Origin of the sequence: Pseudomonas sp. IT-P12, assembly GCF_949767465.1 — a bacterium.
GTDB lineage: Bacteria > Pseudomonadota > Gammaproteobacteria > Pseudomonadales > Pseudomonadaceae > Aquipseudomonas.
In genome coordinates, this window is sequence record NZ_CATKPY010000004.1 from 33,160 (window position 1) to 58,328 (window position 25,169).

The following is a 25,169-nucleotide window of genomic DNA, read 5'->3' on the forward strand; positions in this document are numbered from 1 at the left end:
CCGATACTTCATTGCACACCCAATCAGCACAACAAGGAAACAGTCATGGCCAAGCAAGCACTCATCGTAGTTGATATCCAAAACGACTACTTCCCACAAGGCAAGTGGCCGCTGGTCGGTGCCGACGCCGCGGCAGACAACGCCGCCCGCCTGATCGAAGCCTTTCGTGCGGCCGGCGATAACGTGGTGCACATCCGCCACGAATTCACCTCCCACGACGCGCCGTTCTTCACTCCCGGCTCCGAAGGCGCGAAGCTGCATCCCAAGGTGCTCAACCGTGCCGAAGAGCCGGTCGTGCTCAAGCACTTCGTCAACTCGTTCCGTGAAACCGAGCTGAAGTCGATCCTCGACGAGCAAGGTATCAAGGAACTGGTGGTGGTCGGCAGCATGAGCCACATGTGCATCGATGGCATCACCCGGGCCGCCAATGACCTTGGCTACAGCGTCACCGTGATCCACGACGCCTGTGCCTCACGCGACCTGGAGTTCAACGGCCTCACCGTCCCGGCCGCCCACGTCCATGCCGCGTTCATGGCGGCGCTGGGCTTCGCCTATGCCACCGTGGTGTCTACCGACGAGTTTCTCGCGGCCAGCCATTGAGGTTGCACCGGCACCCGCCCCCCGGCCGACGCCCACAAAAAAGGCCCGACGCTGTCAGCGCCGGGCCTTTGGGTTCAGATCAGGTGTAACGGTCGATCAGAACGGAATATCGTCATCGAAGCTGTCGAAATCCGCAGCTGGCTGTGGAGCGGCCTGCTGTGGCGCCGGGCGCGACTGTTGCGGTGCCGACTGCTGCGGACGCGGCGCCTGCTGGCGTGGCGCGGATTGCTGGTAGTTGTTGCCACCACCCTGTTGGTCGCCCTGTTGCGGACGGCCGCCGAGCAGTTGCATGGTGCCTTGCATGTCGACCACGATTTCGGTGGTGTAACGCTTGATACCGTCTTTTTCCCACTCGCGGGTCTGCAGTTTGCCTTCGATGTAGACCTGCGAACCTTTACGCAGGTATTCACCGGCGATTTCCGCCACCTTGCCGAACATCGACACACGGTGCCATTCGGTCTTTTCGACTTTCTGACCGGTTTGCTTGTCGGTCCATTGTTCGCTGGTCGCCAGACTCAGGTTGGTCACGGCGTTACCGTTAGGCAGGTAGCGAACTTCGGGATCCTGGCCGCAAGTGCCGACCAATATGACTTTGTTAACCCCACGGGCCATAACGTTCTCCTAGGCTTCGCACGCTGTCGCGGCCGGGTTGTTCACCAGACGCTCGAGGGTGGTGCGATCCAATAGTTCGGTGTCCAATTTGATGTAAATCGCCGCTTCATCGGCAACGATCACTGCATCTGTTACCCCTACCACGGCCAAAAGGCGCTCGACCAGACCCGCTTCGCGGATCGCCTCGGGCGACAACGGCAAGCGCAGGCTCGTCACGTAGGGAGGTTCGCGCATGGTAACAGCAAAGGCCAGCCAGAGGGCAGCCAGACCGGCGCATCCAAGGAACACAACCGACAGGCCGCCGTGCTGGAACATCCAGCCGCCGAGTATCCCGCCCAGTGCCGATCCGAGGAACTGGCTGGTGGAATAAACCCCCATCGCCGTGCCCTTGCCGCCCGCCGGTGAAACCTTGCTGATCAGCGATGGCAACGAAGCTTCCAGCAAGTTGAACGCGGTGAAGAACACCACCGTTCCGATCACCAGGGCCCGCAGGCTATCGCCGAACTGCCAGAAGAATAGCTCAGTGAGCATCAGCGTCAGCACTGCGCCCAATAAAACTCGTTTCATTTTGCGTTTCTTCTCGCCGTAAATAATGAACGGGATCATGGCGAAGAAGGAAATCAGCAGCGCGGTCAGGTAGACCCACCAGTGCTGCTCTTTGGGCAACCCGGCTTTTTCGACCAGGGCCAGCGGCAATGCAACGAAGCTCGACATCAACATCGCGTGCAACACAAAAATGCCCAGGTCCAGGCGCAGCAAATCCGGGTGCTTGAGCGTCGGCAGCAATGCCTGCCGCGCGACGCCGGACTCACGGTGCTGCAACGGCCCGGCGGCACGCGGCACCATGAAAGCGACGATCAGGATACCTACCAGGGCCATGCCGCCCGTGGCGAGGAACAGCCCCGACAGACCGAAGGCACGGGTCAGCAACGGCCCCACCACCATGGCCACCGCAAACGACAGGCCGATGGTCATGCCGATCATGGCCATGGCCTTGGTTCGATGCTGCTCGCGGGTCAGGTCTGACAGCAACGCCATCACTGCGGCGGAAATCGCACCCGCACCTTGCAGGATGCGTCCGGCGATAACGCCCCAAATCGAGTCGGCACTGGCGGCCAGCACGCTGCCCAGGGCAAAGACCACCAGCCCCAGGTAAATCACCGGGCGGCGGCCGATGCGGTCGGAAATGACGCCAAAAGGAATCTGAAAAATCGCCTGGGTCAGGCCGTAAGCGCCAATCGCCAGCCCGATAAGGGCCGGGGTCGCTCCCGCCAGGTCCATCCCATAGGTCGCCAGCACCGGCAACACCATGAACATGCCAAGCATACGGAAGGCGAACACGAGGGCCAGACCGCTTGCTGCGCGGGTCTCGCTACCACTCATGCGTTCGCTATGGGGATCGTGCATGGAAAAACCTCATGTGAACCGGCCGCGATTCTACCAGTCCCATCGATTGACGGGGTATCTCGCGACGCTTTGCCGCGTTCCGCTGACAGACTCTTCATGTAAGAGCGTAATCCACTCGATTGATAGTGTGCATCCATCCAGTATTTGGCCGTATACTCCTACGTTTTCGACGCCCGCCAAGCGAGGCCACTTTGGACAAGATCCTGATTCGTGGGGCCCGAACCCACAACCTGAAGAACATCGACCTGACCCTGCCACGGGACAAACTGATCGTCATCACCGGCCTGTCCGGGTCCGGCAAATCGTCACTGGCGTTTGACACGCTGTATGCCGAAGGTCAGCGCCGTTACGTCGAGTCGCTGTCGGCCTATGCCCGGCAGTTTCTGTCGATGATGGAAAAACCCGACGTCGACACCATCGAAGGCCTGTCGCCCGCCATTTCCATCGAACAGAAGTCCACCTCGCACAACCCGCGCTCGACGGTCGGCACCATCACCGAGATCTACGACTACCTGCGCCTGCTTTACGCTCGCGTCGGTATTCCGCGCTGCCCGGACCACGATATTCCACTGGAAGCGCAAACCGTCAGCCAGATGGTCGACCTGGTCCTCGCCCAGCCGGAAGGCAGCAAGCTGATGCTGCTGGCCCCGGTGATCCGCGAGCGTAAAGGCGAACACCTGTCGGTCTTCGAAGAGCTGCGCGCCCAGGGCTTCGTGCGTGCACGGATCAACGGCAAGCTGCATGAGCTGGACGAAGCACCCAAGCTCGACAAGCAGAAAAAGCACACGATCGATGTCGTGGTCGACCGCTTCAAGGTCCGCGCCGATCTGCAGCAGCGCCTGGCCGAGTCTTTCGAAACCGCGCTGAAACTGGCGGACGGTATCGCGCTGGTTGCGCCGATGGACGACGAGCCGGGCGAAGAGATGATCTTCTCCGCCCGCTTCGCCTGCCCGATCTGTGGCCACGCCATCAGCGAGCTGGAACCCAAGCTGTTCTCCTTCAACAATCCCGCCGGTGCCTGCCCGACGTGCGACGGTCTGGGGGTGAAGCAATTCTTCGACATCAAGCGACTGGTCAATGGTGAACTGACCCTGGCCGAGGGCGCGATTCGCGGCTGGGACCGGCGCAACGTCTATTACTTCCAGATGCTTGGCTCACTGGCGTCGCACTACAAATTCAGTCTGGAGAAGCCCTTCAACGAGTTGTCGGCCGAGCAGCAAAAACTGCTCCTGCAGGGCAGCGGCTCGCAGAATGTCGACTTCAAGTACCTCAACGACCGGGGCGACATCGTCAAACGCTCGCACCCGTTCGAAGGCATCGTGCCCAATCTGGAGCGACGCTACCGCGAAACCGAATCGGCCTCTGTACGTGAGGAACTGGCGAAGTTCCTCAGTACCCAGCCCTGCCCGGATTGCCGTGGCACCCGTCTGCGGCGCGAGGCGCGGCATGTCTGGGTGGGTGAGAAGAACCTGCCGGCAGTGACCAACCTGCCGATTGGCGATGCCTGCGACTACTTCGGCGTATTGAAGATGACCGGTCGTCGCGGCGAAATCGCCGACAAGATCCTCAAGGAAATCCGTGAACGCCTGCAGTTCCTGGTCAACGTCGGCCTCGACTACCTGTCCCTGGACCGCAGTGCCGACACCCTGTCAGGTGGTGAAGCGCAGCGAATCCGCCTGGCCAGCCAGATCGGTGCCGGTCTGGTCGGGGTGTTGTACATCCTCGATGAACCGTCCATCGGCCTGCACCAGCGCGACAACGATCGGCTGCTGGGCACGCTTAAACACCTGCGCGACATCGGCAACACGGTGATCGTGGTCGAGCACGATGAAGACGCGATCCGCCTGGCGGACTATGTGGTGGATATCGGCCCGGGCGCTGGCGTACACGGCGGCAGCATTGTCGCCGAAGGCACCCCGGCCGAGGTCATGGCTCACCCCGATTCTTTGACTGGCAAGTACCTGTCCGGCCGGGTGAAAATCGAAGTGCCGGCCAAACGCACGCCGCGCAACAAGAAGCTGTCGCTGTCCCTGAAGGGAGCACGTGGCAACAACCTGCGCAACGTCGATCTGGATATCCCGATTGGACTGCTGACCTGTGTGACCGGAGTCTCCGGGTCCGGCAAGTCGACGCTGATCAACAACACGCTGTTTCCGCTAAGCGCCACCGCCCTCAACGGGGCCACGACGCTTGAAGCAGCCGCGCACGACAGCATCAAGGGCCTTGAGCACCTGGACAAGGTCGTCGACATCGACCAGAGCCCCATCGGCCGTACCCCGCGCTCCAACCCGGCGACCTATACCGGTTTGTTCACGCCGATTCGCGAGCTGTTCGCCGGTGTGCCGGAGTCCCGTTCGCGCGGCTACGGCCCTGGGCGTTTCTCATTCAACGTGAAGGGCGGACGCTGCGAGGCCTGCCAGGGCGACGGCCTGATCAAGGTCGAAATGCATTTCCTGCCGGACATCTACGTTCCATGCGATGTCTGCAAGAGCAAGCGCTACAACCGCGAAACCCTGGAGATCAAGTACAAGGGCAAGAGCATCCACGAAACCCTCGAAATGACCATCGAGGAAGCCCGGGAGTTCTTCGATGCGGTTCCGGCGCTGGCGCGCAAGCTGCAGACGTTGATGGACGTCGGCCTGTCGTACATCAAGCTGGGGCAATCGGCGACCACACTTTCGGGGGGTGAAGCACAGCGTGTGAAACTGTCCCGCGAGTTGTCCAAGCGCGACACCGGCAAGACCCTGTACATCCTCGATGAGCCGACCACCGGTCTGCACTTCGCGGACATCCAGCAACTGCTCGACGTGTTGCATCGCTTGCGTGACCACGGCAACACCGTCGTGGTAATCGAGCACAACCTGGACGTGATCAAGACCGCCGACTGGCTGGTGGACCTGGGGCCGGAAGGCGGCTCCAAGGGCGGCCAGATCATTGCCGTGGGCACACCGGAAGAGGTCGCCGAGATGAAGCAATCTCATACCGGCTTCTATCTCAAGCCTTTGCTCGAGCGCGACAGGGCCTGAATCCGGCCCATGAAAAAGCCCCTGTCACGTTATCGGTGACAGGGGCTTTTTTATAACCGCTGCAATCAGGCGTGGGATTGCAGGTAGTTCTCGATGCCGATCAACTTGATCAGACCCAACTGCTTCTCGAGCCAGTAGGTGTGGTCTTCCTCGGTGTCATTCAACTGAACACGCAGGATCTCGCGACTGACGTAATCCTTGTGCAACTCGCATAGCTCGATGCCCTTGCAGAGTGCGGCGCGGACCTTGTACTCCAGGCGCAGGTCGGACGCGAGCATGTCAGGAACCGAAGTGCCGACATCGACATCATCGGGACGCATGCGCGGCGTACCTTCCAGCATCAAAATCCGGCGCATCAGCGCATCGGCGTGGCCGGCTTCCTCTTCCATCTCGTGGTTGATTCGTTCGTAGAGCTTGGTGAATCCCCAGTCCTCATACATCCGCGAGTGAACGAAATATTGGTCACGCGCGGCCAGTTCGCCGGTCAGCAACGTGTTGAGGTAATCGATTACGTCTGGGTGGCCTTGCATCGCCCTACATCTCCCTGCTTGAAAGTCTGTAGTTTGAACCAACATGACCGCGAGGTCACTCTCCAGACGCAATAAAAGCGAAGATATTCTGAGAAAAGCAGCTTAAATAACGCAAAAACCGCCCAAATGAGGGCGGTTCTGCTTCTCGTTTAGACTTAGTTAAGCTGTACGCCCAACGCCTTTGCGATTGCTTCTCCGTACGCTGGATCAGCCCTGAAGAAGTGTTGCAGCTGGCGATCGACCACATCACCGGAAACCCCGGCCATCGCACCGGCGATGTTGCTCACCAGCAGGGATTTCTGCTCATCGCTCATCAGGCGGAACAACGCCCCGGCATGACTGTAGTAGTCGGTGTCCTCACGATGATCGTAACGATCGGCCACGCAGCTCAGCTTGAGCGCTGGCTCTGCGTAGCGAGGCGCTTGCTTAGGCGACTCCACATAGCTGTTTGGCTCGTAGTTCGGTGCAGCGCCGCCATTGCTGCCAAACGCCATGGAGCCGTCGCGCTGATAGCTGTTGACCGGACTGCGAGGCGCATTCACCGGCAGTTGCTGGTGGTTGGTGCCCACACGGTAGCGATGCGCATCGGCGTAAGCGAACACGCGCCCCTGCAGCATGCGATCCGGTGACAGGCCGACACCCGGTACCATATTGCTCGGGCCGAAGGCGGCCTGCTCCACTTCAGCGAAGTAGTTCAGCGGATTACGGTTGAGCTCGAGTTCGCCCACTTCGATCAGCGGGAACTCTTTCTGCGACCAGGTCTTGGTCACATCGAACGGGTTCTCATAGTGCGCCTCAGCCTGGGCCTCGGTCATGAGCTGGATGCAGACGCTCCATTTCGGGAAATCGCCGCGCTCGATGGCCTCGAACAGGTCACGCTGGGCGTAGTCCGGATCGGTACCCGCCAGGCGCGCAGCTTCTGCCGGTGCCAGGTTCTTGATGCCCTGCTTGGTCTTGTAGTGCCACTTCACCCAATGACGCTCACCGCTAGCGCTGATCAGGCTGTAGGTGTGGCTGCCGAAGCCGTGCATATGACGGTAACCATCAGGGATGCCACGGTCCGAAAACAGAATGGTGACCTGGTGCAATGCCTCGGGCGAGTGCGACCAGAAATCCCACATCGCTTGAGCGCTTTTCAGATTACTTTGGGGCAGACGCTTCTGGGTGTGGATAAAGTCCGGGAACTTGAGCGGATCACGGATGAAGAAAACCGGCGTGTTGTTGCCAACGATGTCCCAGTTGCCTTCTTCGGTGTAGAACTTCAGGGCGAAACCACGTGGATCGCGCTCGGTGTCGGCCGAGCCACGCTCACCGCCTACCGTGGAAAAACGCAGGAATGTCGGGGTTTGCTTGCCGACCGATTCGAACAATTTGGCGCTGGTGTACTGGGTGATGTCGCGTGTCACGGTAAACGTACCGTAGGCACCCGAACCTTTGGCGTGTACCCGGCGCTCCGGAATGTTTTCCCGGTTGAAATGGGCGAGCTTCTCCAGCAGGTGGAAGTCATCGAGGAGCAGTGGACCGCGAGGGCCGGCGGAGCGGGAATTCTGGTTGTCAGCGACAGGAGCGCCACTGGCGGTAGTGAGTATTTTATTTTGGCTCATGCGATCTCTTCCTCTTCAGTCTCGAACTGCCGGCTAATCGGCTGAGAAGGAGTATTGATCAGAAATGTTACACCTACAAATTCATTACGCCATGTGAGTCGATAGAAAATAACTAACTCCAAGAGGCGGCAAACTTTTCGATCGCCCACAAAAAACCGGGCACGAGGCCCGGTTCCTTGTTTCAGACTGACGTCTTACTCAGCGGATACAGCTTCACCGCCGACAGCACGATCAACCAACTCGACGTACGCCATAGGCGCGTTGTCGCCAGCGCGGAAACCGCACTTGAGGATGCGCAGGTAGCCACCCTCACGGGTAGCGTAACGCTTGCCCAGGTCGTTGAAGAGCTTACCAACGATAGCTTTCGAACGAGTACGGTCGAAAGCCAGACGGCGGTTAGCAACGCTGTCAATCTTGGCCAAAGTGATCAGCGGCTCGGCAACGCGGCGCAGTTCTTTGGCTTTTGGCAGTGTAGTTTTGATCAGCTCGTGCTCGAACAGCGACACCGCCATGTTTTGGAACATGGCCTTGCGGTGCGAGCTGGTGCGGCTCAGGTGACGACCACTTTTACGATGACGCATGGTTCATTCCTTACCAAACACAACGTTCGGTGATTACGACGATCAGGCAGTCGCCTTGTCGTCCTTCTTAAGACTTGCAGGCGGCCAGTTGTCGAGGCGCATGCCGAGGGACAGACCGCGGGAGGCCAGAACGTCCTTGATTTCAGTCAAGGATTTCTTGCCCAGGTTCGGAGTCTTCAACAGCTCTACTTCGGTACGCTGAATCAGGTCACCGATGTAGTAGATGTTTTCCGCCTTAAGGCAGTTGGCCGAACGTACAGTCAGTTCCAGATCGTCAACCGGGCGAAGCAGGATCGGATCGATCTCGTCTTCCTGCTCGACAACCACAGGCTCACTGTCACCTTTGAGGTCGACGAACGCAGCCAACTGCTGTTGCAGAATGGTTGCAGCACGGCGGATAGCCTCTTCAGGATCCAGGGTACCGTTGGTTTCCAGATCAATAACCAGCTTGTCCAGGTTGGTACGCTGCTCGACACGGGCGTTTTCCACCACGTATGCGATACGGCGAACCGGGCTGAACGAAGAGTCGAGCTGCAAGCGACCAATGCTGCGGCTTTCGTCTTCATCGCTCTGACGCGAGTCTGCCGGTTCATAACCACGACCACGAGCTACGGTGAGCTTCATGTTCAGGGCGCCGTTAGACGCCAGGTTAGCGATTACGTGATCGGGGTTAACGATCTCGACATCATGATCCAGCTGAATATCGGCAGCGGTAACCACCCCCGAACCCTTCTTCGACAAGGTCAGCGTAACTTCGTCACGACCGTGCAGCTTGATAGCCAGACCTTTAAGGTTCAACAGGATTTCAATTACGTCTTCCTGTACGCCTTCGATGGCGCTGTACTCATGGAGTACACCGTCAATCTCGGCCTCGACTACTGCACAGCCGGGCATTGAGGACAACAGGATGCGGCGCAGCGCGTTGCCCAGGGTGTGGCCGAAACCACGCTCGAGAGGCTCGAGAGTGATCTTGGCGCGGGTTGGACTGACAACCTGCACATCGATATGGCGTGGTGTCAGGAACTCATTTACCGAAATCTGCATGGATGCACCTATTTTCTAGCCCTTACTTGGAGTAGAGCTCGACAATCAGGCTTTCGTTGATGTCGGCGGACAGATCACTGCGAGCTGGAACGTTCTTGAAAACGCCCGACTTCTTCTCAGTGTCTACTTCTACCCATTCTACGCGGCCACGTTGGGCACACAGATCGAGAGCTTGGACAATGCGAAGTTGGTTTTTTGCCTTCTCGCGAACAGCGACCACGTCACCAGCACGAACCTGGTAGGACGGAACGTTAACGGTTTTGCCGTTTACGCTGATCGACTTGTGCGATACCAGCTGACGGGATTCGGCACGAGTCGAACCAAAGCCCATACGGTATACAACGTTGTCCAGACGGCATTCGAGCAGTTGCAACAGGTTTTCGCCAGTTGCGCCTTTCTTGCCAGCAGCTTCTTTGTAGTAGCCGCTGAATTGACGCTCGAGAACGCCGTAGATACGACGGACCTTCTGCTTTTCACGCAGTTGGGTGCCGTAGTCGGACTGGCGACCGCGGCGTTGGCCGTGGATACCAGGTGCTGCTTCAATGTTGCACTTCGATTCGATCGCGCGCACGCCGCTCTTCAGGAAGAGATCGGTGCCTTCGCGACGAGCGAGTTTGCATTTTGGACCAATGTAACGAGCCATTCTTTACAATCTCCTGGATTACACGCGGCGCTTCTTCGGCGGACGGCACCCGTTGTGCGGGATTGGCGTCACGTCGGTGATGCTGGCGATCTTGTAGCCACAGCCGTTCAAAGCACGAACTGCAGATTCACGACCTGGGCCTGGACCTTTGACGTTAACGTCGAGGTTTTTCAGACCGTATTCCAGCGCAGCTTGACCAGCACGCTCAGCAGCTACTTGAGCAGCGAACGGGGTGGACTTGCGGGAACCGCGGAAACCCGAACCACCGGAGGTAGCCCAGGAAAGAGCGTTACCTTGACGGTCGGTGATGGTCACGATTGTGTTGTTAAAAGAAGCATGGATGTGGGCGATGCCATCAACCACTGTCTTTTTAACTTTTTTACGAGGACGAGCAGCAGGTTTTGCCATGATTAAATTCCTGTCGATTCGCTGGGGCGATTACTTGCGGATCGGCTTACGCGGACCTTTACGGGTACGCGCGTTGGTCTTGGTACGCTGACCGCGTACTGGCAGACCACGACGATGACGCAGACCGCGATAGCAACCGAGGTCCATCAAGCGCTTGATTTTCATGTTGATTTCGCGACGCAGGTCACCTTCAGTGGTGAACTTCGCCACTTCGCCACGCAGCTGTTCAATCTGCTCGTCGCTCAGATCCTTGATCTTTGCGGCTGGGTTTACCCCAGTCTCTGCACAGATCTTCTGTGCAGTTGTGCGACCAACACCATAGATGTAGGTCAGCGAGATAACAGTATGCTTGTTATCTGGAATGTTAACGCCTGCAATACGGGCCATTCAGTGGGACTCCAATTGACAGCTACCTACGCCCCGGAAGCCAAGAAATAGGGCGCGAGATAATATCGCTGTAATAACAAATAATCAACCCGGTAGCGCACTAGCTACCGGGCTTGAAGCACAATCACACTCAGCCTTGGCGCTGTTTGTGACGCGGTTCCGCGCTGCAAATTACTCGAACAACACCTTCGCGGCGAATAATCTTGCAGTTACGGCACAGCTTTTTCACCGATGCACGAACTTTCATCACCAACTCCTCGAACCTTATGGGTACTCAGCGCAACATGCCGCTGCCGTAACCCTTCAGGTTGGCTTTCTTCATCAGGGATTCGTACTGGTGCGAAACGAGGTGCGATTGTACTTGGGACATGAAGTCCATCACAACCACGACGACGATCAGCAACGAGGTCCCGCCAAGGTAGAACGGTACGTTTGCCGCAACCACCAGGAACTGGGGCAGCAGGCACACGGCCGTCATGTATAGAGCACCGAACATGGTCAAGCGGGTCAAAACGCCATCAATGTAGCGCGCAGACTGCTCACCTGGACGGATGCCCGGAATAAAGGCACCGGACTTCTTCAGGTTTTCCGCTACGTCTTTCGGATTGAACATCAACGCCGTATAGAAGAAGCAGAAGAAAATAATCCCTGCACTAAACAGCAGAATATTCAATGGCTGACCAGGAGCGATCGACTGCGAGATGTCCTGCAACCAGCCCATACCTTCGGACTGACCAAACCAGGCACCCAACGAAGCCGGGAACAGCAAAATGCTGCTCGCGAAAATGGCCGGGATAACACCGGCCATGTTCACCTTCAGCGGCAAGTGGCTTGTCTGCGCAGCGAAAACCTTACGGCCCTGCTGACGCTTGGCGTAGTGAACAGCAATACGACGCTGACCACGCTCAATGAACACCACGAAACCGATAATCGCTACTGCCAGCAAACCGATGGCAACCAGGGCGAAAATGTTGATATCACCCTGCCGCGCAGACTCGAAAGACTGCCCGATCGCTCTCGGAAGACCGGCAACGATACCCGAAAAGATCAACATCGAGATACCGTTGCCAACACCACGCTCAGTAATCTGCTCACCCAGCCACATCATGAACATCGCGCCAGCCACAAACGTGGATACCGCAACGAAATGGAAGCCAAAGTCACCAGTGAACGCAACGCCCTGCCCTGCCAGACCAATGGACATGCCAATAGCCTGAACGAGAGCGAGAACGACAGTGCCGTAGCGGGTGTACTGGCTGATCTTGCGACGGCCAGCTTCACCTTCCTTCTTCAACTGTTCCAGCTGCGGGCTGACGGCGGTCATCAGCTGCATGATGATCGATGCCGAAATGTACGGCATGATCCCCAGTGCAAAGATACTCATCCGCTCCAGCGCGCCGCCGGAAAACATGTTGAACAAGCTAAGAATGGTCCCCTCATTCTGTCGAAACAGGTCCGCGAGTCGGTCCGGGTTGATACCTGGAACCGGGATGTGTGCGCCTATTCGGTAGACGATAATCGCCAGGAACAGAAAACGCAGACGAGCCCAGAGTTCAGACATACCGCCTTTGCCGAGCGCAGAGAGAGCACCTTGCTTAGCCATTTATTCCTCGAACTTGCCGCCAGCTGCTTCGATAGCCGCACGCGCACCTTTGGTGGCGCCGATTCCCTTTCCGATGGTTACAGCGCGAGTCACTTCACCGGACAGCATGATTTTCACGCGCTGTACGTTGACGTTGATCACGTTGGCATCTTTCAAGGACTGCACGGTGACGATGTCGCCTTCCACTTTAGCCAGCTCGGACAGACGCACTTCTGCGCGGTCCATGGCTTTCAGGGAAACGAAACCGAATTTCGGCAGGCGACGATGCAGCGGCTGTTGACCGCCTTCAAAGCCTGGAGCAATGGTGCCACCGGAGCGGGAGGTCTGACCTTTGTGGCCACGGCCACCGGTTTTACCCAAACCACTACCGATACCACGGCCCGGACGATGCTTTTCGCGACGGGAACCCGGCGCTGGACTCAGATCATTGAGTTTCATCGATTAACCCTCGACACGCAGCATGTAGTAAGCCTTGTTGATCATCCCGCGATTCTCGGGAGTATCCTGGACTTCTACAGTGTGACCGATGCGACGCAGACCCAGACCCTTAACGCACAGTTTGTGGTTAGGGATACGGCCGGTCATGCTTTTGATCAGCGTTACTTTTACGGTAGCCATGATCAGAAGATCTCCTTGACGCTTTTGCCACGCTTGGCGGCAATGGATTCAGGAGATTGCATAGCCTTCAAACCCTTGAAAGTGGCGTGAACCACGTTTACCGGGTTAGTCGAGCCGTAGCACTTGGCCAGAACGTTCTGAACGCCAGCAACCTCGAGAACGGCACGCATAGCGCCGCCAGCGATGATACCGGTACCTTCAGAAGCAGGCTGCATGTAGACCTTCGAAGCGCCGTGAGCGGACTTCGTCGAGTACTGCAGGGTAGTGCCGTTCAGATCAACCTGGATCATGTTGCGGCGAGCAGCTTCCATTGCCTTCTGGATCGCAGCAGGCACTTCACGCGACTTGCCACGGCCGAAGCCAACACGCCCTTTACCATCACCCACCACGGTCAACGCGGTGAAAGTGAAGATACGGCCGCCTTTAACGGTTTTGGCTACGCGGTTAACTTGAACCAGCTTCTCGATGTAGCCTTCGTCGCGCTTTTGGTCGTTATTTGACATAACTTAGAACTCCAGCCCAGCTTCACGAGCAGCATCAGCCAGCGCCTTGACGCGGCCGTGGTACTTGAAGCCAGAGCGGTCGAAAGCCACCTGCGAGACGCCAGCGGCTTTTGCACGCGTAGCGACCAGCTGGCCAACCTTAGTGGCCGCGTCGATGTTGCCAGTGGCACCATCACGCAGTTCTTTGTCCAAAGTCGAGGCACTTGCCAGGACTTTGTTGCCGTCGGCCGAAATGACCTGGGCGTAGATGTGCTGCGACGAGCGGAACACGCAGAGACGCACGACTTCGAGTTCGTGCATTTTCAGGCGTGCTTTGCGAGCGCGACGCAGTCGAGTAACTTTTTTGTCGGTCATTTGCTATGCCCTACTTCTTCTTGGCTTCTTTACGACGGACGACTTCGTCCGCGTAGCGCACACCTTTGCCTTTGTACGGCTCTGGTGGACGGAAGTCGCGGATCTCGGCGGCCACTTGACCTACCAGCTGCTTATCGATGCCCTTGATCAGGATATCGGTCTGGCTAGGAGTCTCAGCGGTGATGCCTTCCGGCAGTTCATAATCCACTGGGTGCGAGAAGCCAAGAGCCAGGTTCAGCACTGTGCCTTTTGCTTGCGCTTTGTAACCAACACCGACCAGCTGGAGCTTGCGCTCGAAGCCTTGGCTTACGCCCTGGACCATGTTGTTTACCAACGCACGAGTGGTACCGGCCATTGCGCGAGTTTGTTGATCGCCATTGCGAGCAGCGAAACGCAGCTCACCAGCTTCTTCAACGATCTCAACGGACGAATGGACGTTCAGTTCGAGAGTGCCCTTGGCACCCTTCACCGAAAGCTGTTGGCCTGCGAATTTGACTTCGACACCGGCTGGCAGCTTAACGGGGTTCTTAGCGACGCGAGACATGCTTATCCCCCCTTAGAACACAGTGCAAAGAACTTCGCCGCCGACACCGGCAGCGCGCGCAGCACGATCAGTCATCACACCCTTGTTGGTGGAGACGATAGACACACCGAGACCGCCACGAACTTTTGGCAGATCATCGACGGACTTGTACTGACGCAGGCCTGGACGGCTAACGCGCTTCACTTCCTCGATGACCGGACGGCCTTCGAAGTACTTCAGCTCGATGGACAGCAGTGGCTTGATTTCGCTGCTGATCTGATAACCCGCAATGTAACCTTCGTCCTTCAGGACTTTGGCAACAGCTACCTTCAAAGTAGAAGATGGCATGCTTACGACGGACTTTTCAGCCATCTGGGCATTACGGATTCGAGTTAGCATGTCCGCTAACGGGTCCTGCATACTCATGGGCTAGATGCTCCTAATACACAAAAAATTAGCCTTGCGGCTACTACGTGTCGCCGAATACAACCGCGCAAAAAAAGCACGGGCTCAGGCGAGCCGGGTATTCTAGACACACCCCACAAATGAATCAAGCCCCAAAAGGGGCTTGATTCAAGTTCAAGGTCACCAGTGGTCAGGATCTTGCAATCCCGACCACCCTGACATTGACAGTGCTTACCAGCTGGCTTTAACCAGACCTGGCACGTCACCACGCATTGCCGCTTCACGCAGCTTGTTACGGCCGAGGCCGAACTTGCGGTAAACGCCGTGCGGACGACCAGTCAGGCGGCAACGGTTACGCATGCGCGAAGCGCTCGCGTCACGTGGTTGCTTCTGCAGAGCTACGGTAGCTTCCCAACGTGCTTCTGGACTTGCGTTCAGATCGACGATGATAGCTTTCAGCGCTGCACGCTTGGTGGCGTACTTGGCAACGGTGAGCTGACGCTTCAGCTCACGGTTTTTCATGCTCTTCTTGGCCATTTTCCTACTCCAATCAGTTGCGGAACGGGAATTTGAAAGCACGCAGCAGAGCGCGGCCTTCGTCATCGTTCTTGGCAGTGGTGGTCAGGGTAATGTCCAGACCGCGGAGAGCATCGATCTTGTCGTAGTCGATCTCCGGGAAAATGATCTGCTCTTTCACACCCATGCTGTAGTTACCACGACCATCGAAGGACTTGGCATTCAGGCCGCGGAAGTCGCGAACCCGAGGCAGGGAGATCGACAGCAGACGATCCAGGAACTCGTACATACGCTCACGGCGCAGGGTCACTTTGACGCCGATCGGCCATCCTTCACGGACTTTAAAGCCAGCGATGGATTTACGAGCGTAGGTCACAACGACTTTCTGGCCGGTGATCTTTTCCAGGTCAGCAACAGCGTGTTCGATGACTTTTTTGTCGCCGATCGCTTCGCCCAGACCCATGTTCAGGGTGATCTTGGTAACGCGCGGAACTTCCATCACGTTCGAAAGCTTAAGTTCTTCCTTAAGTTTCGGAGCGATTTCCTTCCGGTAAAGCTCTTTTAGTCGTGCCATGGTCTTCTACCTAGCAGTGTTCAAGCATCAACCGCTTTTTGGGTCGACTTGAAGACACGAATTTTCTTACCGTCTTCTACTTTGAAACCAACGCGGTCAGCCTTGTTGGTTTCGCCGTTGAAGATGGCGACGTTGGAAGCGTGCAGTGGCGCTTCTTTCTCGACGATACCGCCTTGTACGCCCGACATCGGGTTAGGCTTGGTATGGCGCTTGACCAGGTTCAGACCACCAACAACCAGACGGTTGTCAGCAAGAACCTTCAGCACCTTACCGCGCTTACCTTTGTCTTTGCCGGCGATCACGATGATCTCGTCGTCACGACGAATCTTTTGCATGTCGGATCTCCTTACAGCACTTCTGGGGCGAGCGAGACGATCTTCATGAACTTCTCAGTACGAAGTTCACGGGTCACTGGCCCAAAGATACGGGTGCCGATCGGCTCTTGCTTGTTGTTCAACAGAACAGCAGCGTTGCCATCAAAGCGGATAATGGAGCCATCGGCACGACGTACGCCGTGACGAGTGCGGACTACAACAGCAGTCATCACTTGGCCTTTTTTCACTTTACCGCGAGGAATTGCTTCCTTGACGGTAACCTTGATGATGTCACCGATACCAGCGTAACGACGATGGGAGCCACCCAGCACCTTGATGCACATAACACGGCGAGCGCCGCTGTTATCGGCCACATCGAGCATGGATTGAGTCTGAATCATATAATTTCTCCGACCCCTAGTCCTTAGACTTCCACAGCGCGTTCGAGAACATCAACCAGCGCCCAAGACTTGGTCTTGGCCAAAGGACGAGTTTCACGAATAGTGACTTTGTCGCCGATGTGGCACTGATTGGTTTCGTCGTGCGCGTGCAGCTTAGTCGAACGCTTAACGTATTTACCGTAGATCGGGTGCTTGACGCGACGCTCGATCAGAACGGTGATGGTTTTGTCCATCTTGTCGCTGACAACACGGCCAGTCAGCGTACGGACAGTCTTTTCGGCTTCAGCCATGATCACTTACCTGCCTGCTGGTTGAGCACAGTCTTCACGCGAGCGATGTCACGCTTAACTTGCGAGAGCAGATGAGACTGCCCCAACTGGCCAGTTGCTTTCTGCATGCGCAGATTGAACTGGTCGCGCAGCAAGCCGAGCAGTTGCTCGTTCAGCTGCTGTGCGGATTTTTCACGAAGTTCATTCGCTTTCATCACATCACCGTCCGTTTAACAAAGGAGGTGGCGAGCGGCAGCTTTGCAGCAGCCAGGGCGAAAGCCTCACGCGCCAGCTCTTCAGAAACACCCTCGATTTCATACAGGACTTTGCCTGGCTGAATCTGGGCAACCCAGTATTCGACGTTACCCTTACCTTTACCCATCCGAACTTCGAGTGGCTTCTTGGAAATAGGCTTGTCCGGGAATACACGGATCCAGATCTTGCCGCCACGTTTTACGTGACGGGTCAGAGCACGACGCGCTGATTCGATCTGACGAGCGGTGAGACGACCACGAGCAACAGACTTCAGCGCGAACTCGCCGAAGCTGACTTTGCTACCGCGCAGTGCCAGACCACGGTTGTGGCCGGTCATCTGCTTGCGGAACTTCGTACGCTTTGGTTGCAACATTTGGCGTACCCCTTACTTAGCAGCTTTTTTACGAGGCGCTGGTGCTTGTGGTTTCAGTTCTTCTTGGCGACCACCAATTACTTCGCCTTTGAAGATCCAAACCTTTACACCGATCACACCGTAAGTGGTGTGAGCTTCGTAGTTGGCATAGTCGATGTCGGCACGCAGGGTGTGCAGTGGCACACGACCTTCGCGATACCATTCAGTACGTGCGATTTCAGCACCGCCGAGACGACCGCTCACTTGGATTTTGATGCCTTTGGCACCAATGCGCATGGCGTTCTGTACTGCGCGCTTCATAGCGCGACGGAACATGACGCGACGCTCCAGCTGCTGAGCTACGCTCTGCGCAACCAGCATACCGTCGAGCTCCGGCTTGCGGATCTCTTCGATATTGATGTGCACAGGCACACCCATTTGCTTGGTCAGGTCCTGACGCAGCTTCTCAACATCTTCACCTTTCTTCCCGATAACGATACCTGGACGAGCGGTGTGGATGGTGATGCGTGCAGTTTGAGCCGGACGATGGATATCGATACGGCTTACGGACGCGCTTTTTAGTTTGTCTTGGAGATACTCACGCACATTCAGATCTGCGAGCAAATAGTCCGCATAAGTCCGACCGTCTGCGTACCAGACGGAGGTGTGCTCCTTGACGATTCCCAGGCGAATGCCAATGGGATGTACTTTCTGACCCATCTCTTCGACTCCGTTACTTGTCAGCAACCTTGACAGTGATATGGCAAGACCGCTTGACGATGCGATCAGCACGGCCTTTGGCACGTGGCATGATGCGCTTCAGCGAACGCCCTTCGTTGACGAAAACGGTGCTGACCTTCAGGTCATCAACGTCTGCGCCTTCGTTATGCTCGGCGTTGGCTACGGCCGACTCCAGCACTTTTTTCATGATCTCGGCGGCTTTCTTACTGCTGAAAGCCAACAGGTTGAGCGCTTCGCCCACCTTCTTCCCGCGGATCTGGTCGGCGACCAAGCGGGCTTTCTGGGCGGAGATTCGAGCGCCCGACAACTTAGCGGCTACTTCCATTTCCTAACCCCTTAACGCTTGGCTTTCTTGTCAGCCACGTGCCCGCGATAGTTACGGGTACCGGCGAACTCGCCCAGTTTGTGGCCGACCATGTCTTCGTTCACGAGAACTGGGACGTGCTGACGACCGTTGTGTACTGCGATGGTCAAACCGACCATTTGTGGCAGGATCATCGAACGACGCGACCAGGTTTTCACCGGTTTGCGATCATTCTTTTCCGCCGCCACTTCGATCTTCTTCAGTAGGTGAAGATCGATAAAAGGACCTTTTTTCAGAGAACGTGGCACTGTCGTATCCCTCTATTTACTTGCGACGACGGACGATCATTTTGTCGGTACGCTTATTACCACGAGTCTTCGCGCCCTTAGTCGGGAAGCCCCATGGCGATACCGGATGACGACCACCAGAGGTACGACCTTCACCACCACCATGTGGGTGGTCAACCGGGTTCATGGCAACACCACGAACGGTTGGGCGAACGCCACGCCAGCGTTTGGCACCAGCTTTACCCAGCGAACGCAGGCTGTGCTCGGAGTTCGAGACTTCGCCCAGGGTCGCACGGCATTCAGCCAGCACTTTACGCATCTCACCAGAACGCAGACGCAGGGTCACGTAGACACCTTCACGAGCGATCAGCTGAGCCGAAGCACCAGCGGAACGAGCGATCTGAGCGCCTTTACCTGGCTTCAATTCGATGCCGTGTACGGTGCTACCAACTGGAATGTTGCGCAGTTGCAGAGCGTTGCCCGGCTTGATCGGTGCCAGAGCACCTGCGATCAGCTGGTCGCCAGCGCTCACGCCTTTAGGGGCGATGATGTAGCGACGCTCGCCATCTGCGTACAGCAGCAGAGCGATGTGAGCAGTACGGTTTGGATCGTATTCGATACGCTCGACAGTGGCAGCGATGCCATCTTTGTCGTTGCGACGGAAGTCAACCAAACGATAGTGCTGCTTATGACCACCACCAACGTGACGAGTGGTAATACGGCCATTGTTGTTACGACCACCAGACTTCGACTTTTTCTCGAGCAGCGGTGCGTGAGGAGCGCCTTTATGCAGCTCCTGGTTGACCACCTTGACCACAAAACGGCGGCCAGGGGAAGTCGGTTTGCATTTAACGATTGCCATGATGCACCCCTTCCTTACTCAGCACTGCTGCTGAAATCGAGATCTTGGCCTGGCTGAAGGGAGATAACTGCCTTCTTCCAGTCATTACGCTTGCCCAGACCGCGAGCAGTGCGCTTGCTCTTACCCAGAACATTCAGGGTAGTAACACGCTCTACTTTCACGCTGAACAGGCTTTCGACGGCCTTCTTGATTTCCAGCTTGGTTGCGTCAGTAGCAACCTTGAAAACGAACTGGCCTTTCTTGTCTGCCAGAACCGTAGCCTTCTCGGAAACGTGCGGGCCAAGCAGAACTTTAAATACGCGTTCCTGGTTCATCCCAGCAGCTCCTCGAATTTCTTCACGGCCGACACGGTGATCAACACCTTGTCGTATGCGATCAGACTAACTGGATCGGAACCTTGCACGTCACGTACATCAACGTGTGGCAGGTTACGAGCAGCCAGGTACAGGTTCTGATCAACAGCGTCCGACACGATCAGAACGTCGGTCAGGCTCATGTTGTTCAGTTTGCCCAGCAGGTCTTTGGTTTTCGGGGTTTCAACAGCGAAATCCTGAACCACAACCAGACGATCAGTACGCACCAGCTCAGCAAGGATGGAACGCATTGCTGCGCGATACATCTTCTTGTTCAGCTTCTGAGAGTGATCCTGAGGGCGAGCTGCGAAAGTGGTACCGCCGCCACGCCAGATTGGGCTACGGATAGTACCGGCACGAGCACGGCCAGTACCTTTCTGACGCCATGGGCGCTTGCCGCCACCGGAAACGTCGGAACGGGTCTTTTGCTGCTTGCTACCCTGACGGCCGCCAGCCATGTAGGCCACGACTGCTTGGTGAACCAGCGTCTCGTTGAATTCGCCGCCAAATGTCAGTTCGGAAACTTCGATCGCTTGAGCGTCATTTACATTTAATTGCATGTCAGCTTCCCCTTAACCGCGAGCCTTGGCTGCTGGACGTACAACCACGTTGCCGCCAGTAGCGCCAGGAACAGCGCCCTTGACCAACAACAGATTGCGTTCAGCGTCCACGCGCACTACTTCGAGGGACTGCACGGTCACGCGCTCAGCGCCCATATGACCGGACATTTTTTTGCCCTTGAATACACGACCAGGAGTCTGGCACTGGCCGATAGAGCCTGGAACGCGGTGGGATACGGAGTTACCGTGGGTGTTATCTTGCCCGCGGAAGTTCCAACGCTTGATCGTACCCTGAAAGCCTTTACCCTTGGACTGACCGGTTACATCAACCAGTTGACCAGCGGCGAAGATTTCAGCTTTGATCAGATCGCCGGCCTGGTACTCGCCGTCTTCAAGACGGAACTCCAGAACGGTACGACCAGCGGCAACGTTCGCCTTGGCGAAGTGGCCAGCCTGAGCTGCTGTTACACGCGAAGCGCGACGCTCGCCGACAGTGACTTGCACTGCACGATAGCCATCGGTTTCTTCAGTTTTGAACTGGGTGACGCGATTCGGCTCGATCTCAATGACCGTGACCGGAATGGAGACACCTTCTTCGGTGAAAATACGGGTCATACCGCATTTACGACCGACTACACCAATAGTCATGTTGTAAACCTCATGAGTGTACGGGGCTTTCACCCGCTATGGCCGCCCATTTCAGAGCGTTACACGACTAAGACAGAGTCTTAGCCGAGGCTGATCTGCACTTCCACACCGGCCGCAAGATCAAGCTTCATAAGAGCATCAACGGTTTTATCCGTTGGCTGGACGATGTCCAGAACGCGCTTATGAGTACGGATCTCGTACTGGTCACGCGCGTCTTTGTTGACGTGCGGGGAGACCAGAACGGTGAACCGCTCTTTACGGGTAGGCAGTGGAATAGGACCACGCACTTGAGCACCAGTACGTTTCGCGGTTTCCACGATTTCCTGGGTTGATTGGTCGATCAGGCGATGGTCGAAAGCCTTCAACCTGATACGGATTTGCTGATTTTGCATTGGATTTCAGACTCCGGCTGCTATTCCCACCGGGCGCAATACGCCCGTTAAAAGGAGGCGCAATTCTATAGACGCCCCAGATAGGTGTCAACCCAATAAAAAAGCCCCCGCTAAGCGGGGGCTTTCTCAAAGCATCGAAGCGATCTCGATAAAGAGATTACTCGATGATTTTGGCTACGACGCCAGCGCCGACGGTACGACCGCCTTCACGGATAGCGAAACGCAGACCGTCTTCCATCGCGATGGTTTTGATCAGGGTAACAGTCATTTGAATGTTATCGCCTGGCATTACCATTTCAACGCCTTCTGGCAGCTCGCAGTTACCAGTCACGTCAGTAGTACGGAAGTAGAACTGTGGACGGTAGCCTTTGAAGAACGGAGTGTGACGACCGCCTTCTTCCTTGCTCAGAACGTAAACTTCTGCGGTGAACTTGGTGTGCGGCTTAACCGAACCCGGCTTAACCAGAACCTGACCACGCTCAACGTCGTCACGCTTGGTACCACGCAGCAGAACGCCGCAGTTCTCGCCAGCACGACCTTCGTCGAGCAGCTTGCGGAACATCTCAACACCGGTGCAGGTGGTGGTGGTGGTGTCACGCAGGCCAACGATTTCCAGCGCATCTTGAACGCGAACGATACCGCGCTCGATACGACCAGTCACAACAGTACCGCGACCGGAGATCGAGAATACGTCTTCGATTGGCATCAGGAATGGCTTGTCGATAGCACGCTCTGGCTCTGGGATGTAGCTGTCCAGAGTTTCTACCAGCTTCTTGACAGCGGTAGTGCCCATTTCGTTGTCGTCTTTGCCTTCCAGCGCCATACGAGCGGAACCGATGATGATTGGAGTGTCATCACCTGGGAAGTCGTAAGTGCTCAGCAGGTCGCGCACTTCCATCTCAACCAGTTCCAGCAGCTCAGCGTCGTCTACCAGGTCAGCCTTGTTCAGGAAAACCACGATGTACGGAACGCCTACCTGACGGGACAGCAGGATGTGCTCACGGGTTTGTGGCATCGGACCATCAGCGGCCGAGCAAACCAGGATCGCGCCGTCCATCTGGGCAGCACCGGTGATCATGTTCTTCACGTAGTCAGCGTGACCTGGGCAGTCAACGTGAGCGTAGTGACGAATCTTCGAGTTGTACTCGACGTGCGCGGTGTTGATGGTGATACCACGAGCTTTTTCTTCTGGCGCGCTGTCGATCTTGTCGAATTCAACTACGGCCGAACCGAAAACTTCGGAGCAGACGCGAGTCAGAGCTGCGGTCAGAGTGGTTTTACCGTGGTCAACGTGACCGATGGTGCCAACGTTGACGTGCGGAAGGGAACGATCAAATTTTTCTTTAGCCACGACAATTAACTCCTAGCCTAAAGGGGGCTGAATCAGCCTTGTTTTTTGGTAACGGTTTCGACGATGTGCGACGGAGCCGTATTGTATTTTTTGAATTCCATAGAGTAGCTTGCGCGACCTTGGGACATGGAACGAACGTCGGTTGCGTAACCGAACATCTCACCCAACGGAACCTCGGCGCGAATCACTTTACCGGAAACCGTATCTTCCATACCCAGGATCATGCCGCGACGACGGTTAAGGTCGCCCATCACGTCACCCATATAGTCTTCAGGCGTAACAACCTCTACCGCCATGATCGGCTCAAGCAACTCACCGCCACCTTTCTGGGCCAGTTGCTTGGTCGCCATGGAAGCAGCCACCTTAAACGCCATCTCGTTCGAGTCGACGTCGTGGTAGGAACCATCAAACACGGTAGCCTTCAGGCCGATCAGCGGATAACCGGCAACTACGCCGTTCTTCATCTGCTCTTCGATACCCTTCTGGATAGCCGGGATGTATTCCTTAGGAACCACACCACCCACTACTTCGTTCAAGAATTGCAGACCTTCCTGACCTTCGTCAGCAGGTGCAAAACGAATCCAGCAATGACCGAACTGGCCACGACCGCCGGACTGACGAACGAACTTGCCTTCAATTTCGCAGTTCTTCGTGATGCGCTCACGGTACGAAACTTGAGGCTTACCGATGTTGGCTTCAACGTTGAACTCACGGCGCATCCGGTCAACCAGGATGTCCAGGTGCAACTCACCCATACCAGAGATGATCGTTTGACCGGTCTCTTCATCAGTCTTGACGCGGAAAGACGGGTCTTCCTGAGCAAGCTTGCCCAGAGCGATACCCATTTTTTCCTGATCGTCCTTGGTCTTAGGCTCTACGGCAACCGAGATAACCGGCTCCGGGAAGTCCATGCGAACCAGGATGATTGGCTTGTCAGCGTTGCACAAGGTTTCACCAGTGGTGACGTCCTTCATGCCGATCAGGGCCGCGATGTCACCAGCGCGCACTTCCTTGATCTCTTCACGGGCGTTTGCGTGCATCTGCACCATACGACCCACGCGCTCTTTCTTGCCCTTGACCGAGTTGATCACGCCGTCGCCGGAGGCCAACACGCCCGAGTAAACACGGACGAAGGTCAAGGTACCCACGAATGGGTCGGTAGCGATCTTGAACGCCAGAGCCGAGAACGGCTCGTCGTCGTCTGCGTGACGTTCCATTTGAACTTCCTCGTCATCCGGGTCAGTACCCTTGATGGCAGGAATGTCGGTCGGAGCCGGCAGGTAGTCGATAACGGCGTCGAGAACCAGGGGAACGCCCTTGTTCTTGAAGGAAGAACCGCAAACAGCCAGAACGATCTCACCAGCGATAGTACGCTGACGCAGAGCGGCCTTGATTTCCTCGATGGTGAGCTCTTCGCCCTCGAGGTACTTGTTCATCAGCTCTTCGCTGGCTTCGGCCGCAGCCTCAACCATGTTGTTGCGCCACTCTTCGGCCAGCTCCTGCAACTCGGCAGGGATCGCTTCGCGACGAGGGGTCATGCCTTTGTCAGCATCGTTCCAGTAAACGGCTTCCATGGTCATCAGATCGATCTGACCCTGGAAGTTGTCTTCGGAACCGATAGCCAACTGGATTGGCACTGGAGTGTGACCCAGACGCTGCTTGATCTGCGCGATCACGCGCAGGAAGTTAGCGCCGGCACGGTCCATCTTGTTCACGTAAACGATACGTGGAACGCCGTACTTGTTGGCTTGACGCCATACGGTTTCGGACTGAGGCTCAACACCCGAAGTACCACAGAACACAACGACCGCGCCGTCGAGCACACGCAGGGAACGCTCAACTTCAATGGTGAAGTCAACGTGGCCCGGGGTGTCAATGACGTTGAAGCGGTATTGGTCTTTGTGCTGCTTCGCAGAACCTTGCCAGAAGGCGGTAATAGCAGCAGAAGTAATGGTAATACCACGCTCCTGCTCCTGCACCATCCAGTCCGTGGTCGCGGCGCCGTCATGCACCTCGCCCATTTTGTGGCTTTTGCCGGTGTAAAAAAGGACGCGCTCGGTGGTGGTGGTTTTACCAGCATCCACGTGAGCAACGATACCAATGTTACGGTAGCGATTAATCGGTGTAGTACGAGCCATAAAG

General features: G+C 56.5%; 36 protein-coding genes. 2 read left to right on the forward strand and 34 right to left on the reverse strand.

The features are described 5' to 3' along the window. Positions 1-45 precede the first annotated feature (45 nt). Positions 46-600: a cysteine hydrolase family protein gene (locus ACM6IM_RS02625; protein WP_201196848.1), complete on the forward strand. Its 555-nt coding sequence runs from the start codon at positions 46-48 to the stop codon at positions 598-600. Positions 601-696: 96 nt separating this feature from the next. On the opposite strand, the gene ACM6IM_RS02630 is transcribed toward ACM6IM_RS02625, so the two are convergent. Together ACM6IM_RS02630 and ACM6IM_RS02635 are read right to left on the reverse strand one after the other, a co-directional pair. Further along, entirely contained in the window at positions 697-1,212 is a 516-nt protein-coding gene (locus tag ACM6IM_RS02630) for a single-stranded DNA-binding protein (RefSeq protein ID WP_201196845.1), read from the reverse strand. Positions 1,213-1,221: 9 nt separating this feature from the next. Continuing rightward, positions 1,222-2,619, reverse strand: a complete 1,398-nt coding sequence (locus ACM6IM_RS02635) for an MFS transporter (RefSeq protein ID WP_192309342.1) — start codon at positions 2,617-2,619, stop codon at positions 1,222-1,224. A 191-nt stretch (positions 2,620-2,810) separates the two neighbouring features. On the opposite strand from ACM6IM_RS02635, the gene uvrA reads away from it, so the two are divergent. Further along, a complete protein-coding gene (gene uvrA, locus ACM6IM_RS02640) occupies positions 2,811-5,645 on the forward strand; it encodes an excinuclease ABC subunit UvrA (RefSeq protein WP_414864095.1) in 2,835 nt (944 codons plus the stop codon). 65 nt (positions 5,646-5,710) lie between these two features. Here uvrA and bfr read toward each other — a convergent pair whose 3' ends face one another. From bfr to fusA, 32 genes are all read right to left on the reverse strand, one after another. After that, positions 5,711-6,175 carry a bacterioferritin gene (gene bfr, locus ACM6IM_RS02645; RefSeq protein WP_192309346.1) on the reverse strand — a complete coding sequence of 155 codons (465 nt, stop codon included), beginning with the start codon at positions 6,173-6,175 and terminating at the stop codon, positions 5,711-5,713. Between the two features lie 155 nt (positions 6,176-6,330). Next, entirely contained in the window at positions 6,331-7,779 is a 1,449-nt protein-coding gene (locus tag ACM6IM_RS02650; RefSeq protein WP_414864096.1) for a catalase, read from the reverse strand. Between the two features lie 194 nt (positions 7,780-7,973). Next, a complete protein-coding gene (gene rplQ / locus ACM6IM_RS02655; protein WP_192309350.1) occupies positions 7,974-8,360 on the reverse strand; it encodes a 50S ribosomal protein L17 in 387 nt (128 codons plus the stop codon). Between the two features lie 42 nt (positions 8,361-8,402). After that, positions 8,403-9,404: a DNA-directed RNA polymerase subunit alpha gene (locus ACM6IM_RS02660; protein ID WP_003186012.1), complete on the reverse strand. Its 1,002-nt coding sequence runs from the start codon at positions 9,402-9,404 to the stop codon at positions 8,403-8,405. Between the two features lie 22 nt (positions 9,405-9,426). Beyond that, entirely contained in the window at positions 9,427-10,047 is a 621-nt protein-coding gene (gene rpsD / locus ACM6IM_RS02665; RefSeq protein WP_122852423.1) for a 30S ribosomal protein S4, read from the reverse strand. 18 nt (positions 10,048-10,065) lie between these two features. Further along, a complete protein-coding gene (gene rpsK / locus ACM6IM_RS02670; RefSeq protein ID WP_002555466.1) occupies positions 10,066-10,455 on the reverse strand; it encodes a 30S ribosomal protein S11 in 390 nt (129 codons plus the stop codon). 30 nt (positions 10,456-10,485) lie between these two features. Continuing rightward, positions 10,486-10,842 carry a 30S ribosomal protein S13 gene (rpsM, locus tag ACM6IM_RS02675; RefSeq protein WP_009045849.1) on the reverse strand — a complete coding sequence of 119 codons (357 nt, stop codon included), beginning with the start codon at positions 10,840-10,842 and terminating at the stop codon, positions 10,486-10,488. A gap of 130 nt (positions 10,843-10,972) precedes the next feature. Continuing rightward, complete coding sequence (rpmJ, locus tag ACM6IM_RS02680) at positions 10,973-11,089, reverse strand: 50S ribosomal protein L36 (RefSeq protein WP_002555468.1); 117 nt, start codon at positions 11,087-11,089, stop codon at positions 10,973-10,975. Positions 11,090-11,116: 27 nt separating this feature from the next. Continuing rightward, positions 11,117-12,445: a preprotein translocase subunit SecY gene (gene secY / locus ACM6IM_RS02685; RefSeq protein WP_003228718.1), complete on the reverse strand. Its 1,329-nt coding sequence runs from the start codon at positions 12,443-12,445 to the stop codon at positions 11,117-11,119. Continuing rightward, a complete protein-coding gene (gene rplO, locus ACM6IM_RS02690; RefSeq protein WP_003228720.1) occupies positions 12,446-12,883 on the reverse strand; it encodes a 50S ribosomal protein L15 in 438 nt (145 codons plus the stop codon). A 3-nt stretch (positions 12,884-12,886) separates the two neighbouring features. Further along, the gene (gene rpmD, locus ACM6IM_RS02695) at positions 12,887-13,063 is read right to left on the reverse strand and encodes a 50S ribosomal protein L30 (protein ID WP_003176408.1); all 177 of its coding nucleotides are present in this window, start codon (positions 13,061-13,063) and stop codon (positions 12,887-12,889) included. Between the two features lie 2 nt (positions 13,064-13,065). Then, positions 13,066-13,566 (reverse strand): 30S ribosomal protein S5, encoded by a 501-nt coding sequence (gene rpsE, locus ACM6IM_RS02700; RefSeq protein WP_110965129.1) that lies wholly within the window; start codon positions 13,564-13,566, stop codon positions 13,066-13,068. A 3-nt stretch (positions 13,567-13,569) separates the two neighbouring features. Then, positions 13,570-13,920: a 50S ribosomal protein L18 gene (gene rplR / locus ACM6IM_RS02705; protein ID WP_003186037.1), complete on the reverse strand. Its 351-nt coding sequence runs from the start codon at positions 13,918-13,920 to the stop codon at positions 13,570-13,572. A 10-nt stretch (positions 13,921-13,930) separates the two neighbouring features. After that, a complete protein-coding gene (gene rplF, locus ACM6IM_RS02710; RefSeq protein ID WP_025129400.1) occupies positions 13,931-14,464 on the reverse strand; it encodes a 50S ribosomal protein L6 in 534 nt (177 codons plus the stop codon). A 12-nt stretch (positions 14,465-14,476) separates the two neighbouring features. Beyond that, positions 14,477-14,869 (reverse strand): 30S ribosomal protein S8, encoded by a 393-nt coding sequence (rpsH, locus tag ACM6IM_RS02715; protein WP_003186040.1) that lies wholly within the window; start codon positions 14,867-14,869, stop codon positions 14,477-14,479. A 210-nt stretch (positions 14,870-15,079) separates the two neighbouring features. Next, positions 15,080-15,385, reverse strand: coding sequence for a 30S ribosomal protein S14 (rpsN, locus tag ACM6IM_RS02720; protein WP_003228726.1), 306 nt, complete (start codon positions 15,383-15,385; stop codon positions 15,080-15,082). Positions 15,386-15,398: 13 nt separating this feature from the next. Next, positions 15,399-15,938, reverse strand: coding sequence for a 50S ribosomal protein L5 (gene rplE / locus ACM6IM_RS02725; protein ID WP_192309352.1), 540 nt, complete (start codon positions 15,936-15,938; stop codon positions 15,399-15,401). 20 nt (positions 15,939-15,958) lie between these two features. Then, positions 15,959-16,273 (reverse strand): 50S ribosomal protein L24, encoded by a 315-nt coding sequence (rplX, locus tag ACM6IM_RS02730; RefSeq protein WP_003186046.1) that lies wholly within the window; start codon positions 16,271-16,273, stop codon positions 15,959-15,961. 11 nt (positions 16,274-16,284) lie between these two features. Next, positions 16,285-16,653: a 50S ribosomal protein L14 gene (rplN, locus tag ACM6IM_RS02735; protein ID WP_002555479.1), complete on the reverse strand. Its 369-nt coding sequence runs from the start codon at positions 16,651-16,653 to the stop codon at positions 16,285-16,287. Between the two features lie 23 nt (positions 16,654-16,676). Further along, complete coding sequence (gene rpsQ / locus ACM6IM_RS02740) at positions 16,677-16,943, reverse strand: 30S ribosomal protein S17 (RefSeq protein ID WP_003176419.1); 267 nt, start codon at positions 16,941-16,943, stop codon at positions 16,677-16,679. A gap of 2 nt (positions 16,944-16,945) precedes the next feature. Beyond that, positions 16,946-17,137, reverse strand: coding sequence for a 50S ribosomal protein L29 (gene rpmC / locus ACM6IM_RS02745; RefSeq protein WP_002555481.1), 192 nt, complete (start codon positions 17,135-17,137; stop codon positions 16,946-16,948). Beyond that, positions 17,137-17,550: a 50S ribosomal protein L16 gene (gene rplP / locus ACM6IM_RS02750; RefSeq protein WP_003228729.1), complete on the reverse strand. Its 414-nt coding sequence runs from the start codon at positions 17,548-17,550 to the stop codon at positions 17,137-17,139. The genes rpmC and rplP overlap by 1 nt, the downstream gene beginning before the upstream one ends. A 12-nt stretch (positions 17,551-17,562) precedes the next feature. After that, positions 17,563-18,249, reverse strand: coding sequence for a 30S ribosomal protein S3 (gene rpsC, locus ACM6IM_RS02755; RefSeq protein WP_007970424.1), 687 nt, complete (start codon positions 18,247-18,249; stop codon positions 17,563-17,565). Between the two features lie 13 nt (positions 18,250-18,262). Continuing rightward, on the reverse strand, positions 18,263-18,595 hold the full coding sequence (rplV, locus tag ACM6IM_RS02760; protein WP_003103908.1) for a 50S ribosomal protein L22: 333 nt from the start codon (positions 18,593-18,595) through the stop codon (positions 18,263-18,265). 11 nt (positions 18,596-18,606) lie between these two features. Beyond that, the gene (gene rpsS / locus ACM6IM_RS02765) at positions 18,607-18,882 is read right to left on the reverse strand and encodes a 30S ribosomal protein S19 (protein WP_085585806.1); all 276 of its coding nucleotides are present in this window, start codon (positions 18,880-18,882) and stop codon (positions 18,607-18,609) included. A 16-nt stretch (positions 18,883-18,898) separates the two neighbouring features. Continuing rightward, positions 18,899-19,723: a 50S ribosomal protein L2 gene (gene rplB, locus ACM6IM_RS02770; protein WP_007924198.1), complete on the reverse strand. Its 825-nt coding sequence runs from the start codon at positions 19,721-19,723 to the stop codon at positions 18,899-18,901. A 14-nt stretch (positions 19,724-19,737) separates the two neighbouring features. Beyond that, positions 19,738-20,037, reverse strand: a complete 300-nt coding sequence (gene rplW / locus ACM6IM_RS02775; protein WP_002555488.1) for a 50S ribosomal protein L23 — start codon at positions 20,035-20,037, stop codon at positions 19,738-19,740. Next, positions 20,034-20,636: a 50S ribosomal protein L4 gene (rplD, locus tag ACM6IM_RS02780; protein WP_007924200.1), complete on the reverse strand. Its 603-nt coding sequence runs from the start codon at positions 20,634-20,636 to the stop codon at positions 20,034-20,036. The genes rplW and rplD overlap by 4 nt, the downstream gene beginning before the upstream one ends. A 12-nt stretch (positions 20,637-20,648) precedes the next feature. Beyond that, positions 20,649-21,284, reverse strand: coding sequence for a 50S ribosomal protein L3 (gene rplC, locus ACM6IM_RS02785; protein ID WP_414864097.1), 636 nt, complete (start codon positions 21,282-21,284; stop codon positions 20,649-20,651). Positions 21,285-21,364: 80 nt separating this feature from the next. Beyond that, positions 21,365-21,676, reverse strand: a complete 312-nt coding sequence (gene rpsJ, locus ACM6IM_RS02790) for a 30S ribosomal protein S10 (protein WP_003186070.1) — start codon at positions 21,674-21,676, stop codon at positions 21,365-21,367. A 157-nt stretch (positions 21,677-21,833) separates the two neighbouring features. Beyond that, positions 21,834-23,027 carry an elongation factor Tu gene (gene tuf, locus ACM6IM_RS02795; protein ID WP_192309353.1) on the reverse strand — a complete coding sequence of 398 codons (1,194 nt, stop codon included), beginning with the start codon at positions 23,025-23,027 and terminating at the stop codon, positions 21,834-21,836. Positions 23,028-23,059: 32 nt separating this feature from the next. Continuing rightward, positions 23,060-25,165 carry an elongation factor G gene (fusA, locus tag ACM6IM_RS02800; RefSeq protein WP_192309355.1) on the reverse strand — a complete coding sequence of 702 codons (2,106 nt, stop codon included), beginning with the start codon at positions 25,163-25,165 and terminating at the stop codon, positions 23,060-23,062. Positions 25,166-25,169: the final 4 nt, after the last annotated feature.